This window comes from Elusimicrobiota bacterium (genome assembly GCA_018816525.1).
Lineage (GTDB): Bacteria > Elusimicrobiota > Endomicrobiia > CG1-02-37-114 > XYA2-FULL-39-19 > OXYB2-FULL-48-7.
In genome coordinates this window covers 1-14,462 of record JAHIVV010000075.1, presented here as the reverse complement: position 1 = coordinate 14,462, position 14,462 = coordinate 1, and the positions used below count along the sequence as shown (strand labels likewise).

Here is a 14,462-nt window from a genome sequence, read left to right as displayed (position 1 = left end):
TGCGGGTCAAGAATAACCATATTGTCCCTTCCCTGCCATGTATATATTTTTCCTGTTAATAAATCTATTACATCATATTGTTCGTCAGAAGCTATTGCGAATTCTTCCAGAGGAACTGTCACCCTTGCTTTTTGTGTATTGAAAGGGTCTAGATTTACTGCCACAAGTATTATATTGCTTTTATCTTCTGAGGTTTTACCGTAAAAAAGCACATTGTCATCAGTTGAATTGTAAATTTTAAGGTTATCATATAAATGTAATGCGGGATTTTCTCTTCTGATTTTATTTAGTTTTGCGATGTAATCTTTTATGTTGCCCGGCCGGTCCCAATCCCAAACTTTATATTCGTATTTTTCAGAGTTTAAATATTCTTCTTTTCCTGGGGTCGCAGTGTTTTCACAAAGTTCAAAACCGTTATATATGCCGTAAACCGATGAAAGCGTAGCCGCAAGCACTGCTCTTACTTTAAATGCCGGACGGCCGCCGTTCTGTAGATATGCAGGCAATATATCGGGTGTATTGGCAAAAAAGTTTCCTCTGAAAAAATCCCGCAGGTAGCTGTTTGTAAGCTTAGAAATATATTCAATCAGTTCGTTTTTGCCGTTACGCCAGGTGAAATAAGTATAGGACTGGGTAAATCCAAGTTTTGCCAGTAGCTCCATTTTTTCGTAAAAAGTAAAAGCTTCTGAAAGAAAGATTGTTTCAGGGTGTTCCTTTTTTACTTCTTTTATAACCCAGCCCCAGAATTCGTCAAGTTTGGTATGAGGATTATCTACACGGAATATTTTAACGCCCTGTTCTATCCAAAAAATAAAAATTGATTTAAATTCCCGCCACATGGCATCTTTATCTTTAGGATACCAGTTAAACGGCACTGTGTCCTGATATTTTTTAGGCGGATTTTCAGCATACTTAATTGTTCCGTCAGGATTATAAAAAAACCAGTCCGGATGTTCATTTATGTAAGGATGGTCATAGGAACAGGTAAAAGCAATGTCTATAGCCACGGGCATATTCAAATTATCGCATTTTTTGACAAATTTTCTAAAATCTTCCAATGTACCTAAGTTTGGGTTAACCGATTTGTGCCCGCCATGTTCATTCCCAATTGACCAGGGGCAACCCGGATCAGTTTCGCAGGCATTTAGAGAATTGTTGGGGCCTTTTTTATTTGTCCTTCCAACAGGGTGAATCGGAGGCAGGTAAATAACATCAAACCCCATTTTCTTTATTTCAGGTAATCTCGCTTCCATATCTTTGAATGTTGCGCATTTGCATGGTATTTTCCCCTGAGACCAATGGAACATTTCGTACCAAGCGGCGAATCTTGCATTGACCGGCTCTACCCATACTTCCAAGTTACGGCTGTAAGGTATTTTTTCTTTCGTTTCCAGAAGAATTGCTTCGACAGTATATTCATAAATTCCAACCTTATCAAAAAATACATTTGCTTTCCATCCGGGAAAATCGATGGGGTTCATTGCAGCTTTTTTCCAGGTTTTTGTGCCTTTTTTGCGGTAATTCAGGGAAACTTTTTTAGGGAGTTCCGAATTCACATAAGCATAAACCATGAAAGCCCTGTCAATCTCAGTTTTAACAGGATATTTCCCGCCCTCTATTTCCGGATAAACTGCCCTGATGATATTTGTCTGATTGTTTTCCATAAATGTTTGATTTAATTAGTTTAATTTGATGAGATAAATCTATACCAAAAATATGGAATTTTGTCAAATAAAAAAGTTATCTGTGTTGACTGGACAATATGGATTTTAATTGACTATGGCTGCACAAATTGGTAGTATTTTGCTTAATATGAAGGTTATTAGAGATATTTCCACTATGCAGAAGATCGTTAAATCCTTGCATGCGAAAGACAAAACCATCGGGTTGGTGCCAACTATGGGGGCCCTGCATGAGGGCCATCTTTCATTGGTAAAAAAGGCAAGAAAAGAAAATGATATCGTCATTGTTTCTATTTTTGTAAATCCCGCTCAGTTTGGCCCTAATGAAGACTATCTGCGTTATCCAAGGCCGTTTAATAAAGATTCCAAACTCTGCAGAAAAAATGGCGTTGATTATATTTTTACACCATCAGTAAAAGAAATGTACCCTAAGGATTATTTAACTTATATAAAAGTTGAAAAGATGTCTGACATTTTATGCGGTAAGTATAGGCCCGGGCATTTCCGCGGAGTAACTACTGTAGTTGCCAAATTATTTAACATTACCCAGCCGGACCGGGCTTACTTCGGCGAAAAAGATTACCAACAATTGACAATTCTGCAAAAAATGGTAAAAGACCTTAATTTTCCCGTCAAAATTGTCCCCTGTCCGACTTTAAGGGAAAAAGACGGGCTCGCGATGTCAAGCAGAAATATTTACCTTAAACCCGAAGAAAGAAAAGTGGCGAATAAAATTCATCGCTTATTGACTAATGTAAAAAATATCGTTAAAAAGAAAAAAGAAAAAAACATTAAAAAATTATTAGCGAAACTAAAATCTCAAATGGAATCAACCCCCGGTTTAAAAAACCAATATATAAACATTATCAAACCACTTACACTTGAAGAAGAGAAAACCAATATTGAATATCCCTCCAGAATAGTTTATGCAGGCTATTTAGGAAAAACAAGACTCATAGACAACATTGAAATAAAGGGCCAAACTAAATGAAAATATCTTTAATCGGATGCGGAACCATCGGGAAAGAAATCGCTCTTGCTTTTGAAAAGAAAACAATAAACGGCACGCTGACAGCCCTTTATGATTTTATCCCAAAAAAATCTGATGAACTTAAAAGTATTTTAAAAAACAATTCCCCGATTATTGCAAAGAATATCCAGGAAGCTGTAAACGTTTCTGATTTTATTATTGAATGCGCCAGCCAAAATGCAGTTGACCAAATTTCAAAGTTAGCTTTTGTTCAAAAAAAAGATATTTTTATTTTAAGCGTAGGCGCCTTAATTGCATTCCCTAACATTCTTAAATCAGCGCAAAAACATAATTGCAAAGTTTATTTCCCATCCGGTGCGATAGCCGGGCTGGATGCAATCAGAGGCGCAAAACTGAGCAAAATAACAAGCGCTGTCCTAGTCACAAGAAAACCGCCTGAAGCACTGGGCTTAAAACTTAAAACTGAAAAAATTATTTTTAACGGTACAGCTAAAGAAGCAATAAAAAAATATCCGGCTAATATCAACGTCGCGGCGGCATTATCCTTGGCAGGGATAGGCGCAGAAAAAACTAAAGTGAGGATTATTGCTGACCCAAAAGTAAAAAGAAACACGCATGAAATCGAAGTACTGAGCGCTTCAGGCAGGATTTTTACAAGAACTGAAAATCTGCCTTCACCCGGCAACCCTAAAACAAGCTATCTGGCAAGCCTGGCGGCAATTTCCTATTTACAAGAGATTTTAAAATGAACTACGAATCCATTAACAACGGGGCTGACGCGGTCTCTTTGCTGAGAAAGTGCAATTTTGACGTAGTAGTCACAGACCTCTCAATGCCGATAATGTCAGGCGAAGATCTGCTGACCGTAATTAAAAACCGCAAAAGAAATTCTTGTTAAGGAAAAAAACAGGTAGTTTGACGCAGAGATTGTAGATGTGTTTCTTGAAGTGGCAGGATAGTTTTAGATTTTACGTTTTTTCCGCTGGACCTGGACCCGTTCAACAACCTTCAGCCGTGCAAGAGCCCTGCGCATAGCCAAACCGGCGGGCAAAATATCTTTGCCTTCTTTTAACTGGAATTTTGCTTTTTCAAGGGCCTGCTTGGCTCTTTCAAAATCCAATTCCTCGCCCAGTTCGGCTGTCTCGGCAAAAATCTCTACCTTATCTGGGTGAACTTCCGCAAAACCGCCGGAAACGACAAAATATTTTGTTTCCTTATTTTTAGTAAGGCTTATTTCCCCCGGCTGGATCTGCGCCAGCAGGTGTGTATGCCCGGGAAGGATCCCAAGTTCACCTTCGTAAGAAGGAATTACTATAGATTCCATTTCATCTTTTAAAACAAGTTTCTCTGGTGTGATTATTTCTACAGGTATTGTTTTCATTTTAAGCTTTTAGCCTTTTCTATAACTTCGTCTATACCGCCCGCCATTAAAAACGCCTGTTCCGGTAGGCTGTCATGTTTTCCTTCCAGCAATTCCTTAAAACTTCTTATGGTTTCTTTTAAAGTGACATATTTTCCTGGTAAACCGGTAAAGTCTTCAGCGACAAACATCGGCTGGGAGAAAAATTTCTGTATTTTTCTTGCGCGGCTTACAATGAGTTTATCATCCTCGGATAATTCATCAATGCCTAAAATGGCGATAACATCCTGCAAATCCTTATATCTTTGTAAAACATTCTGCACGCCGCGAGCAACTTCGTAATGTTCTTCGCCGACAATCTGAGGATCCAGAATTTTGCTTGAAGAATCAAGAGGGTCCACTGCCGGATAAATACCAAGCTGCGAAATCTGCCTTGAAAGAACTGTAGAAGCATCCAGATGCCCGAAAGCTGTCGCCACGCCGGGGTCTGTTAAATCATCCGCCGGAACATATATGGCCTGCACGCTGGTAATCGAACCATTTTTAGTTGAAGTAATACGTTCCTGAAGCTCTCCCATTTCTGCGCCCAGGGTCGGCTGATACCCGACAGCGGAAGGCATTCTACCAAGAAGCGCGGAAACCTCAGCGCCGGCAAGAATATAACGGAAAATATTGTCAATAAACAGCAGGACATCCTGCCGCGCAATATCACGGAAATATTCCGCCTGGGTAAGAGCCGTAAGCGCTACACGCAGTCTTGAACCCGGAGGCTCATTCATTTGCCCGAATACCATTACTGTTTTATCAATAACTTTAGATTGGGTCATTTCGCGGTAAAGATCGTTGCCTTCTCTGGTTCTTTCACCAACTCCGCCAAACACAGAAACGCCGCCGTGATGCTTTGCCACATTGTGAATCAGTTCCATAATAATAACAGTTTTTCCTACGCCTGCCCCGCCGAACAAACCGACTTTACCGCCTTTTCTATAAGGACATAACAAATCGATTACTTTTATGCCGGTTTCAAATATTTCAAGTTTTGTTTCCTGATCTTCTAAAGACGGCGCCGGCTGGTGAATGGATTCGAATTTATCCGCTTTAATATCGCCTTTATAATCAATCGGCTCGCCGAGCACATTCATCAGCCTGCCCAGGCAGGCTTTTCCTACCGGAACGCTTATAGGTTTGCCCGTATCTTCAACCGACAGTCCCCTGGATAAACTTTCCGGGGCCCCTAAAACAATGGCCCTTACTGTGCTGTCTCCAATATGCTGAACAACTTCGAGAGTCAGGGTTCCAATTGTAAGGGCATTATATATTGCCGGTAAATTTGACGCTGAAAATTCTACGTCAACCACCTGGCCAAAAACCTGAACAACTTTTCCTATACTCATAGAATCTCCTTTTATTTCAGCGCTTCAACAGCTCCTACAATATCCGCAATTTCCATTGTAATATTCGCCTGCCGGATTTTATTCATATGAAGCGTCAAATCTTCAATAAGTTCGGTTGCGCTTTTTGTCGCATTATCCATGGCATTCATTCTTGCCGATAACTCCGCGGCATAGGACTCAAGCAGAGACCTGAAAACCTGGGATTTCACGTATCTTGGAAGCAATGATTCCAGAATCTTGTCCTTTTGGGGCTCATAAAGAAAATCTACTTTGGATTTTTTGGATTCAACTGGTTTTTCAACCGGCAAAAGATCAACCTGTACCACCTGCTGGGAAATAGCGGATTTAAATTCATTATAAATCATAACGATTTTGGAGAGATTTTCTTTGATATAAATATTAATAAGGTCCTGGCCGATAAGTTCCGCGTGAACAAAACCGAGTTTGCTGAAAATATTTGAATACTCGCCGGATGCAGTGATATTTAATCTCCTGAAATATTCCTGGGCCTTTCTTCCTGCAACAAACATTTTTATTTCCGTTCCAGGCTGCTGGTTAATAAATTCCATAGCTTTGCGGATTACATTATTGTTAAACCCGCCGCATAACCCTTTATCGCCGGTAATCACAAGCAGCCCGGCCTTTTTTGAAACCTGTTTTTTCAACAAAGGGTGTGCCGCGACTTCAAACTCAGATGTTCTTACAGCCAAATCTGAAAGCAACTCCTGCATTTTTACGGCATAAGGCCGCGCATTAATAATGTTTTTCTGGGCCCTCGCAAGCCGCGCGCCGGCTATCATTTTCATGGCCTTCGTGATCTGCTGGGTTGATTTAAAACCCTTTATTTTTCTTCTTAATGCGCTTATTGAGGGCATGTTATTTAAACTGCTCTTTAAAAGATTTTATCGCTGAATTTATTTTTTCGCTAAGCGCATCTTCAATAACTTTTTTTTCATTAATTTCAGCGCAGATTTCCGGATGATTCGCATCCAGATACTTATATAAAGAATTTTCAAATTCCTTTATTTTACTTACGGCAATATCGTCTAAGAACCCGTTTATTCCCGCAAAAATAATTATTATCTGCTTTTCCACCGGCAAAGGCTGGTATTGTTTTTGCTTCAATATTTCCACAATTCTCTCGCCCCGCGCCAACTGCATCTGGGAAGCTTTATCAAGTTCTGAACTGAACTGCGCGAATGCCGATAAATCGCTGTACTGTGCCAGCTCAATTCTTACCTTGCCTGCAACCTGGCGCATAGCTTTTATCTGGGCAGTACCGCCTACTCGGGATACTGACAAACCCGGATTTATTGCCGGCCTGATACCGGAAAAAAACAGGTTTCCTTCAAGATAAATCTGCCCGTCAGTGATAGAAATTACGTTTGTCGGTATGTAGGCTGAAATATCCCCTGCCTGGGTTTCAATTATAGGGAGAGCAGTTATAGAACCGCCGCCGTTTTTGTCTGAAAGTTTACAGGCGCGTTCCAACAGCCTTGAGTGCAGGTAAAAAACATCTCCCGGGTAAGCTTCACGGCCCGGAGGCCTGCGAAGTAATAACGCCAACTGCCTGTAAGCCTGCGCATGCCTGGTCAAATCATCATAAATACAAAGAACATCTTTGCCTTTCCATAAAAATTCTTCGCCCATCGCACAGCCTGCATAAGGAGCAACATATTGTAACGGCGCCGGGTCGCTGGCTGTAGCTGAAACAACTATTGTATATTCCATTGCGCCGTGAGCTTCAAGAGTTTTTACTATCTGGGCTATGTTTGATTGTTTTTGTCCTATGGCCACATAGATACATATCGGCCTTTTAGGGTCATTTTTCTGATTTATAATTGTATCGATTGCAATTGCTGTCTTGCCAATCTGCCTGTCTCCTACGATAAGTTCCCGCTGGCCTCTGCCGATGGGAATCATGGAATCAATAGCTTTCAAACCGGTTTGTAACGGCTCTTTAACAGGCTGTCTTTCAATAACGCCCGGGGCTATAACTTCAATAGGCCGTGTTTTTCCCGCCGTATCAACTTTACCTTTACCGTCAAGAGGCTGGCCGATAGGGTTTACAACTCTTCCAAGAAGCGCTTCGCCAACAGGTACTTCCATGACCTTGCCTGTGCGTTTTACTTCATCGCCTTCTTTTGTAAGCTGCTGCCCGCCGAAAAGAATACAGCCTACGCTATCCGCTTCCAGGTTTAATACCATGCCGAAAACATTATGCGGCAATAAAACCAGCTCGCCGTACATAACTTTTTCCAAGCCGTAAACTCTGGCTATGCCGTCGCTTACCTGCAGTACATAACCGACTTCCTTGAGTTCAAGCTTGGATTGATAATTTTCCAACTGTTTTTTGATTACTCCGGTAATTTCTTTAGAATCAATTGACATAAATTAGTTCCTTTAAACTATTCAGTTTTGCCTTCAAGCTGTTATCTATTATCTCATCATCGATTTTTACAATTAATCCTCCGATGAGTTTTTTATTCAAGCTATATTGAACCGCAACTTTTTTTCCTGCGGATTTTTTAAGCTTGTCTTCAATTTCCGTTTTTTCTTTCCCGGACAATTCCCAGGAACTTTCAACACTGACTTCCTGTATATTTCCTTTTTCCTTCTGTAATTTCTTCAACTCTTCAAGAATTTCTTTAACGAGAAATATTTTGCCCTTTTGTATCAGGACCGCAAGGCATTCTTTAATATCGGGAGACAGCTTTGTTTTGAAGTTTTTAAAGAGTAATTGTTTTTTTTCTTCCAATGAAAACAGCGGATGCGCCAGAAATTTATTTACATCCGGAGTAGTTTCCAAAATCTTTGCTATTGCGCCAAACACTTCGAGCGCACCCTGTAATTCTTCTTCGAGTACAGGATAAAACGCCCGGGCGTAATGCCTGGAAACAAAAATATTTTTCATAATTTATCGACAACTTCCTTGAAAAGTTTATCCTGTAATTTTTTATCTACAGATCCCTGAAGCAGTTTTTCAGCCATAGCTACAGAAAGGCCGGTTAATTCATTACGCAATTCCTTTGCAATACTATTTTTGTCCTGTTTAAGCTGCTGTTCAACTTTATTACGCAATTCCTCAGCTTCCTTCTGGGCTGTGTTAAGAATATCTTTCCTAAGCCGTTCTCCGTCCTGTTTGGCCTGGGAGAGAAGCTCATCGGTTTTCTGTTGAATCTCCGCTAATTTAAGGTTATACTCCTGTTGAAGTCTTTCCACTGCCTGGCGCGCTGATTCCGCGGAATCGATATCTTTTTTTATTTTTTCCTGGCGTTCTTTCAGCATATTTATCAAAGGGCCCCAGGCTAATTTCCACAATATGAAAACAGCTGCCAAAAAGGTTATTATTTGGGCTAAAAATATCCCAGGATTAATTTCGATCATGTTATTGTATAAAATACTTCATGAAGGGATTTACAAAAAGCAAAATTATCCCGATGAAAAGCGTATAAAGCACCAGTGATTCAATAAATGCCAAACCGATCATCATGGCCAGCTGAATCTGCGGTGTTGCTTCCGGCTGTCTGGAAATACCTTCCACGGCTTTTGAAACCACCATGCTCTGCGCCAAACCGCAAAATGCCGCCGCAAAAGCAATACCAAGACCGGACACTATTACGGTCCATACGAAATAATTTACTGAAAACGGCGCTGCTGCCTGAACCACTGCAGTGGCGGCCTTTTCCTGCGCGAATACTAAACCTGTCATCAACATAAATGAACATACACTGATAATTCTTCTAAACACGTTACCCTCCTTAATGTTCTTCTGACTTCACTGCTCCTGCAACATACGATATTGTCAAAACCAAAAATATTAGCGCCTGTATAATTCCTATCATTAGCCCCAGAAGAAGAATCAACGGCCGCAAAACCAGCGGCCCTACTGTCAAAGCTTTCTCAATGGGCCCGTTGCCGAAAAAGAATTTCAAAACAAGCAAAGCAAGTACGCCAAGCAATATTTCTTTTGAAAATATATTACAAAACAAACGCATGGCCAATGAAAACGGCCTTGCAAAATTGCTGATCATTTCGATTATGAACATCAAAATATTTATTGGAAACATATACCAGGGCAGTTTTGGCCCGAAGAAATGCCCGAGATAACCCCAGCCTTTTTTTAAAAAACCCTGAAAATTGTAATAAATAAAAACTACTAACGCCAAAGTTACAGTGACATAGGGGTCGGATGTCGGAGAAATCAGCCCCGGAATCAGCCCGATGATGTTGCTTACAAGTACGTAAAGAAATATGCCAAGGAATAACGGGTAATATCTGAAAGCTTCCGGGCCGATGGATTCATCAGCCAGTTTAAAGATATACTCAAAACAGGCTTCAAGCGCGGCCTGTATTTTACCCGGGATGTATTTGAACGACTTCAACACAACTAAAGACAATACAAGCAAAATAGCCCATACCAGCAGGGACATTAAAATAGAAGTTGGAACATGCGCAATGTGATATTCTATGCTTTCGGGGACAATTGACATAATTTTGTCAGCTTAAATATTCCTATAATAAAACCTGTTACCAGCCCCAGGAAAAAACCAGCCATGTTTATTTTTAATAAAACAATCAACAGGCAAAAAACCAGCACAACCGCCGGAAGGCGCAGGAAAAAAGTTCTCCAGAAATAACTCCAGATTTTAGGCGTTTGCAAAGCGCTTACTTTTTCCAGAGTCAGGGCAAGCATGTATAAATTAAGCAAACTTACCGCCATTCCTGATAAGATGCCGGTAAAAATGCTTTCGGCTTTCAAAAATAAAAATGAAAAAACTGAAAGCAAAATAAAAAGAGCGGCTACTTTAATGATTGTTTTCTTTATGCTTAGAAACATTGTTTAATTTCAGAATGTCTTTTATTATTTGCCAAAAACCGGCAGCGATTCCAAGAGAAAGGAAAATTATAGTTAAATAGCGGGTGTGAAAATATTTATCAAGATAAACCCCGATTATCAGCCCGGCTGCGGTACAAGCAACTAAATTTATTCCGATGGAAGAAACAAAATACAGCCCGGCATAAGAGTTTTTTTTTACCGGTGTCATACTGATAAATCTTCGATGCGTATAAGCACTGCTTTTGATTTTATTACGGAAAGCTTATTAATTTCATCAATAGCATCCCTGATTGCTTTTTCTTTGACCGAGTGCGTAATTATAAGCACCGGGACAACTTTTTTGTGCCTGGAAACAGGCTCCTTCTGGAAAACCTGGGCAATAGAGACATTATATTTTGCCAGCATGCCAGAAATTTTTGATAATACCCCGGGTTTATCTATGGCGGAAAACCTTAAATAGTACTTTCCCGTACGGTCCCGGGCAGGCAAATATTCCAGGGCCGCGCAATTTGAAGTATTTACATAAGGTACCGTGCCCGCAGTGCCCATGGAAAATTCCTTTGCCAAAAACATTATGTCGCTTACAACAGCGCTGGCGGCGGGGTTCCCGCCTGCCCCTTTGCCATAAAACATTATATTCCCGCTGGCATTGCCGTCAACCAGTATGGCGTTATATTCGTTTTCAACGGCCGCAAAAGGATGATCCTTTGGTATCAGGCAGGGGCTTACATAAAAATCAAGTTTATTGCCGCAGTTTCTTCCGACTCCCAGTAATTTAATGATATAACCGAATTCTTCATAGGCGTATTTTATATCTATCCTGTCAATGTTACCTATTCCTTCGCAATAAATTTTTTCTTTTTTTACCCAGCACGACCAGGCTATCGATGAAAGTATAGAAAGTTTATGAGTGGTATCTATTCCTTCAATATCAAAATGCGGATTGACTTCCGCAAAACCGCTTTTTTGGGCCTGTTTAAGCGCAATGTCAAAACTTATATTTTCCTTAAACATTCTTGTAAGAATGTAATTTGTCGTTCCGTTTAATATTCCCGCAATACAGTTAATGCGGTTTGACGCTAACCCCTCGTTCAAAGCCTGTATTATTGGTATGCCGGCGCCCACAGTTGCCTCAAAATAAACCACTTTCCTTTTGGATCTTGCAAGAGTAAAAATCTCATCCCAGTTTTCAGCTAGAACAGCTTTATTTGCCGTTACAACATTTTTACCGTTTTTTAAAGATTCAATGATAACCTTTTTTGCTATATCTATTCCGCCGATAAGTTCAACGACAATGTCAACATTAGAATCAGTTACTAATTTCTGCCAGTCGGAAGATAATTTCACATTCGAACCCAGCCTTTTCGCCCCGGCTTTAAGCCGCGATGAAGAAGCATCGCACAAATGGGTAACTTCAATTGAAGTCCCTATTTTGCTTTCGATAATTTTACTGTTTTTATTTAATATCTCCAGGGTACAGCTTCCTACCGTGCCTAAACCTACAAAACCTAAATTTACTTTCCTTTTTTGCATCTAAATACCCTTTTTTTTGCTTTTCAGCAGTTTTTTTATTCTTAAAACGGCATCATGAAAACGATTATCATGCGTTACAAGTGAAAAACGCACATAGCCTTCGCCGTATTCCCCGAAAGCTATTCCCGGGGTCGTAGCTACTCCCGTTTCTTTAACCAACGCTTCCGAGAATTTCAATGAACCTGCGGCTTTAAATTCCTCCGGCAACTGGGCCCAAAGATACATGGTAGCTTTGGGTTTCTCAACATGCCAGCCGATTTTATCCAGCTCTGAAACAAACTTATCCCTTCTGCGCCGGTATATTTCAATTGTTTCTTTTATACATTCTTTCGGGCTTTTCAATGCGCATACCCCGGAAAGCTGGATGAAAGTTGGAACCCCGTAATCAACAAAAGATTTGAATTTTTCAACGGGTTTTAATATCTCTGCATTTCCTACCACAAAACCTACGCGCCAGCCTGCCATGGAAAATGTTTTGGAAAAGGAATGGTATTCTACCGCGACATCCATGGCGCCAGGAACCTGCAAAAATGACGGGCTTACATATCCGTCAAAGGTAAGTTCTGAATAGGCGTTATCGTGAATAATTATTATGTTGTATTTTTTTGCAAACCTGACTACTTCCTTGAACAGTTCCATATCCTCAACTATTGCTGTTGTCGGGTTATTCGGATAGTTGAGAAACATTATTTTTGCTTTCTTCGCTATACTCGCAGGTATTTTGCCTAAGTCCGGAAGGAATTTGTTTTTTGCCAGAAGAGGCATTTTGTAAGCCTCTCCGCCGGAAAGAGCAACGCCATTGTAATAAACGGGATATCCAGGGTCAGGGACAAGGGCGATATCACCGGGATTCAAATATGTCATGCAGAGGTGAGCAACACCCTCTTTTGAGCCTATTAAAGCCAATACTTCATTTTCGGGATTAATTTTTACATCAAATCTTTCCTGGAACCACTCAGCAACAGCCGCGCGGAATTTCGGCATGCCCTTGGCCTGCGGGTACCGGTGGGTTCTGATATGATTTTTTACTGTGTCGCACAATCTGTCAACTATATGACTTGGTGTCGGCATATCGGGATTTCCCATGCCCAAGTCTATGACATCGAGTTTTTTAGCGAAAGCTTCAAGTTTGAGCTGGTTTATCCGCGAGAATATATAAGGAGGCAGTTTGTTTAATTTCTCGGAAACTTCTATTTTCATAATGCCCCGATTATAGGATATTTTAGGGCTTTAATCAATCAGCTTTTTGTCCGGATCCACTACATCTGCATCAATAATGTCACCATGATTTGCATGGAAGGAAACGTTATGCCATTTTTGTTTTTTTGGAACAAAAAACCAGTTTAAAACGACATTAATAACGCCGAAAATAGTTGACCCGATAACGGCCCAAATAAAACCATCTACTTTAAACCCAGGGACCAGGACTGAAACCAGGTAAAACATTAATCCATTAATGACAAAAGTGAATAACCCCAGCGAAATTATGTTTATAGGCAGGGTAAGCATTATAATGACGGGTCTCAAAATAATATTCATCAACCCAAGCACAACAGCGGCAATAACCACTGTTTCCCACCTATCGGCATGAATAGGCGAAAACATAGCCACAACAAGCATCATTGAAATAACATTTACAATAAGTTTCGCGAATATTTCTTTCATATAGGTATATTTTGAAAGGTGAGAACTTATGGCTATTTTACTTTATGAAGGAGCTGACTGGCGGGTATTCGTACGACCTTACCGTTTCTCCATGTAGATAGCGGCCTGCCTGTCTGTATATGACGGTCTACAACTTCCTGCACAGCTTCTTTAAGCGCAAGAAAAGCTTTATCTTGAAGTGTTAATCTTTTTTTCATAAAGCATCTCTAATTTTATCATATAAGCTTTTATCTACTACTAACAGTTTACCATTTTTTTGCTCAGCTATCAAATTAGGCATGGATCCTGTATTATCAAATAGCATAATTGAATCTAAAATAGGAAAATAGACTTTGAAAAGATTGAAAATACTTCTACCGAAACGTCTGTTAACATCATGAGCTGGGACATTATGACCACCTTCTGCAACTCTATCGTTTATCCTGGCAATAGCCAATTCAGAATTTGGAATCCAAAGAAAAAAAAGATGAAGCTGATACCCTCTGCTTTTTTGATTCTTTAAAAATTTTAAATAGGTTTTTCCTGACAATGTTGTTTCAAAAGCAAAAGAAACATTCTTGTTTGCTAATTCATGAATTTGTTCAAGAACAAGCCGGCCTGCTTTAATAGCCGCTATATTAGGTGAAAATGGAGACAAACCCTTTGCAATAAGGTCAGCATTTATAAAATGCTGGCAATTTGCATACCGGGGTAAAAACTTGCTGGCAAAAGTTGTTTTGCCTGAACCGTTTGGCCCTGCAATAATATAAATGCTCTTGTTCATGTTCTATACTGTCCTATTAAATTATATAAAATATTGACTCAATATTCAAAAACTACACTAACTGGCAAGAATATTTCAATAGTAATATTTTTACAATAGTAATATTTTTACGTTTATATTATAGCAAATAAAAAAAGCCGAGCTGGATAGCTCGGCTTTTTGTAATTCCTAACTAAATGACTTCTATAAGTTTAGAAGTGGTACCTTATGGAAGCGCGGGAAATCAGGTCCGAT

General features: G+C 40.0%; 19 protein-coding genes. 3 read left to right on the top strand and 16 right to left on the bottom strand.

Translation table 11 applies throughout. The annotated features are described in order from the left end of the window. Positions 1-1,664: DUF3416 domain-containing protein (locus KKH91_07340; GenBank protein ID MBU0952616.1), on the bottom strand; the 1,664-nt coding region annotated here is incomplete at its 3' end. Between the two features lie 148 nt (positions 1,665-1,812). On the opposite strand from KKH91_07340, the gene panC reads away from it, so the two are divergent. The 3 genes from panC to KKH91_07325 are packed head-to-tail and all read left to right on the top strand — an operon-like array spanning position 1,813 to position 3,571. Beyond that, positions 1,813-2,673: a pantoate--beta-alanine ligase gene (gene panC / locus KKH91_07335; protein MBU0952615.1), complete on the top strand. Its 861-nt coding sequence runs from the start codon at positions 1,813-1,815 to the stop codon at positions 2,671-2,673. After that, positions 2,670-3,422, top strand: coding sequence for an aspartate dehydrogenase (nadX, locus tag KKH91_07330; GenBank protein ID MBU0952614.1), 753 nt, complete (start codon positions 2,670-2,672; stop codon positions 3,420-3,422). The genes panC and nadX overlap by 4 nt, the downstream gene beginning before the upstream one ends. Beyond that, positions 3,419-3,571: a response regulator gene (locus KKH91_07325; GenBank protein ID MBU0952613.1), complete on the top strand. Its 153-nt coding sequence runs from the start codon at positions 3,419-3,421 to the stop codon at positions 3,569-3,571. The genes nadX and KKH91_07325 overlap by 4 nt, the downstream gene beginning before the upstream one ends. A gap of 63 nt (positions 3,572-3,634) precedes the next feature. On the opposite strand, the gene atpC is transcribed toward KKH91_07325, so the two are convergent. From atpC to KKH91_07250, 15 genes are read right to left on the bottom strand one after another with little or no spacing between them, the layout of a single operon-like run. Then, positions 3,635-4,054 (bottom strand): ATP synthase F1 subunit epsilon, encoded by a 420-nt coding sequence (atpC, locus tag KKH91_07320; GenBank protein ID MBU0952612.1) that lies wholly within the window; start codon positions 4,052-4,054, stop codon positions 3,635-3,637. Then, positions 4,051-5,427 (bottom strand): F0F1 ATP synthase subunit beta, encoded by a 1,377-nt coding sequence (atpD, locus tag KKH91_07315; protein MBU0952611.1) that lies wholly within the window; start codon positions 5,425-5,427, stop codon positions 4,051-4,053. Before atpD ends, atpC begins: the two co-directional genes overlap by 4 nt. Positions 5,428-5,438: 11 nt before the next feature. Then, positions 5,439-6,302: an ATP synthase F1 subunit gamma gene (atpG, locus tag KKH91_07310; GenBank protein ID MBU0952610.1), complete on the bottom strand. Its 864-nt coding sequence runs from the start codon at positions 6,300-6,302 to the stop codon at positions 5,439-5,441. A 1-nt stretch (position 6,303) separates the two neighbouring features. Beyond that, positions 6,304-7,818 carry a F0F1 ATP synthase subunit alpha gene (gene atpA / locus KKH91_07305; protein ID MBU0952609.1) on the bottom strand — a complete coding sequence of 505 codons (1,515 nt, stop codon included), beginning with the start codon at positions 7,816-7,818 and terminating at the stop codon, positions 6,304-6,306. Beyond that, entirely contained in the window at positions 7,808-8,341 is a 534-nt protein-coding gene (atpH, locus tag KKH91_07300; protein ID MBU0952608.1) for an ATP synthase F1 subunit delta, read from the bottom strand. The genes atpA and atpH overlap by 11 nt, the downstream gene beginning before the upstream one ends. Continuing rightward, positions 8,338-8,814 (bottom strand): F0F1 ATP synthase subunit B, encoded by a 477-nt coding sequence (atpF, locus tag KKH91_07295; GenBank protein MBU0952607.1) that lies wholly within the window; start codon positions 8,812-8,814, stop codon positions 8,338-8,340. The genes atpH and atpF overlap by 4 nt, the downstream gene beginning before the upstream one ends. Position 8,815: 1 nt before the next feature. Then, positions 8,816-9,178, bottom strand: coding sequence for an ATP synthase F0 subunit C (gene atpE / locus KKH91_07290; protein ID MBU0952606.1), 363 nt, complete (start codon positions 9,176-9,178; stop codon positions 8,816-8,818). A 10-nt stretch (positions 9,179-9,188) separates the two neighbouring features. Further along, positions 9,189-9,920, bottom strand: coding sequence for a F0F1 ATP synthase subunit A (gene atpB / locus KKH91_07285; protein MBU0952605.1), 732 nt, complete (start codon positions 9,918-9,920; stop codon positions 9,189-9,191). After that, the gene (locus tag KKH91_07280; protein MBU0952604.1) at positions 9,896-10,267 is read right to left on the bottom strand and encodes an ATP synthase subunit I; all 372 of its coding nucleotides are present in this window, start codon (positions 10,265-10,267) and stop codon (positions 9,896-9,898) included. The genes atpB and KKH91_07280 overlap by 25 nt, the downstream gene beginning before the upstream one ends. Then, positions 10,236-10,475 (bottom strand): AtpZ/AtpI family protein, encoded by a 240-nt coding sequence (locus tag KKH91_07275; protein ID MBU0952603.1) that lies wholly within the window; start codon positions 10,473-10,475, stop codon positions 10,236-10,238. The genes KKH91_07280 and KKH91_07275 overlap by 32 nt, the downstream gene beginning before the upstream one ends. Then, a complete protein-coding gene (locus KKH91_07270) occupies positions 10,472-11,800 on the bottom strand; it encodes a homoserine dehydrogenase (GenBank protein ID MBU0952602.1) in 1,329 nt (442 codons plus the stop codon). The genes KKH91_07275 and KKH91_07270 overlap by 4 nt, the downstream gene beginning before the upstream one ends. Beyond that, positions 11,801-13,000 (bottom strand): LL-diaminopimelate aminotransferase, encoded by a 1,200-nt coding sequence (locus KKH91_07265; protein MBU0952601.1) that lies wholly within the window; start codon positions 12,998-13,000, stop codon positions 11,801-11,803. A gap of 30 nt (positions 13,001-13,030) precedes the next feature. After that, the gene (locus tag KKH91_07260; protein MBU0952600.1) at positions 13,031-13,465 is read right to left on the bottom strand and encodes a phage holin family protein; all 435 of its coding nucleotides are present in this window, start codon (positions 13,463-13,465) and stop codon (positions 13,031-13,033) included. Between the two features lie 32 nt (positions 13,466-13,497). Further along, entirely contained in the window at positions 13,498-13,662 is a 165-nt protein-coding gene (locus KKH91_07255) for a hypothetical protein (GenBank protein ID MBU0952599.1), read from the bottom strand. Continuing rightward, positions 13,659-14,228: a zeta toxin family protein gene (locus tag KKH91_07250; GenBank protein MBU0952598.1), complete on the bottom strand. Its 570-nt coding sequence runs from the start codon at positions 14,226-14,228 to the stop codon at positions 13,659-13,661. Before KKH91_07250 ends, KKH91_07255 begins: the two co-directional genes overlap by 4 nt. Positions 14,229-14,462 lie beyond the last annotated feature (234 nt).

Coding starts and splice junctions, on each gene's coding strand:
- atpA (MBU0952609.1), bottom strand. CDS start 7,818: ATGTCAATTGATTCTAAAGAAATTACCGGAGTAATCAAAAAACAGTTG.
- KKH91_07265 (MBU0952601.1), bottom strand. CDS start 13,000: ATGAAAATAGAAGTTTCCGAGAAATTAAACAAACTGCCTCCTTATATA.
- KKH91_07270 (MBU0952602.1), bottom strand. CDS start 11,800: ATGCAAAAAAGGAAAGTAAATTTAGGTTTTGTAGGTTTAGGCACGGTA.
- KKH91_07255 (MBU0952599.1), bottom strand. CDS start 13,662: ATGAAAAAAAGATTAACACTTCAAGATAAAGCTTTTCTTGCGCTTAAA.
- panC (MBU0952615.1), top strand. CDS start 1,813: ATGAAGGTTATTAGAGATATTTCCACTATGCAGAAGATCGTTAAATCC.
- KKH91_07275 (MBU0952603.1), bottom strand. CDS start 10,475: ATGACACCGGTAAAAAAAAACTCTTATGCCGGGCTGTATTTTGTTTCT.
- atpD (MBU0952611.1), bottom strand. CDS start 5,427: ATGAGTATAGGAAAAGTTGTTCAGGTTTTTGGCCAGGTGGTTGACGTA.
- KKH91_07260 (MBU0952600.1), bottom strand. CDS start 13,465: ATGAAAGAAATATTCGCGAAACTTATTGTAAATGTTATTTCAATGATG.
- atpC (MBU0952612.1), bottom strand. CDS start 4,054: ATGAAAACAATACCTGTAGAAATAATCACACCAGAGAAACTTGTTTTA.
- KKH91_07280 (MBU0952604.1), bottom strand. CDS start 10,267: ATGTTTCTAAGCATAAAGAAAACAATCATTAAAGTAGCCGCTCTTTTT.
- KKH91_07250 (MBU0952598.1), bottom strand. CDS start 14,228: ATGAACAAGAGCATTTATATTATTGCAGGGCCAAACGGTTCAGGCAAA.
- KKH91_07325 (MBU0952613.1), top strand. CDS start 3,419: ATGAACTACGAATCCATTAACAACGGGGCTGACGCGGTCTCTTTGCTG.
- atpF (MBU0952607.1), bottom strand. CDS start 8,814: ATGATCGAAATTAATCCTGGGATATTTTTAGCCCAAATAATAACCTTT.
- atpH (MBU0952608.1), bottom strand. CDS start 8,341: ATGAAAAATATTTTTGTTTCCAGGCATTACGCCCGGGCGTTTTATCCT.
- atpB (MBU0952605.1), bottom strand. CDS start 9,920: ATGTCAATTGTCCCCGAAAGCATAGAATATCACATTGCGCATGTTCCA.
- atpG (MBU0952610.1), bottom strand. CDS start 6,302: ATGCCCTCAATAAGCGCATTAAGAAGAAAAATAAAGGGTTTTAAATCA.
- nadX (MBU0952614.1), top strand. CDS start 2,670: ATGAAAATATCTTTAATCGGATGCGGAACCATCGGGAAAGAAATCGCT.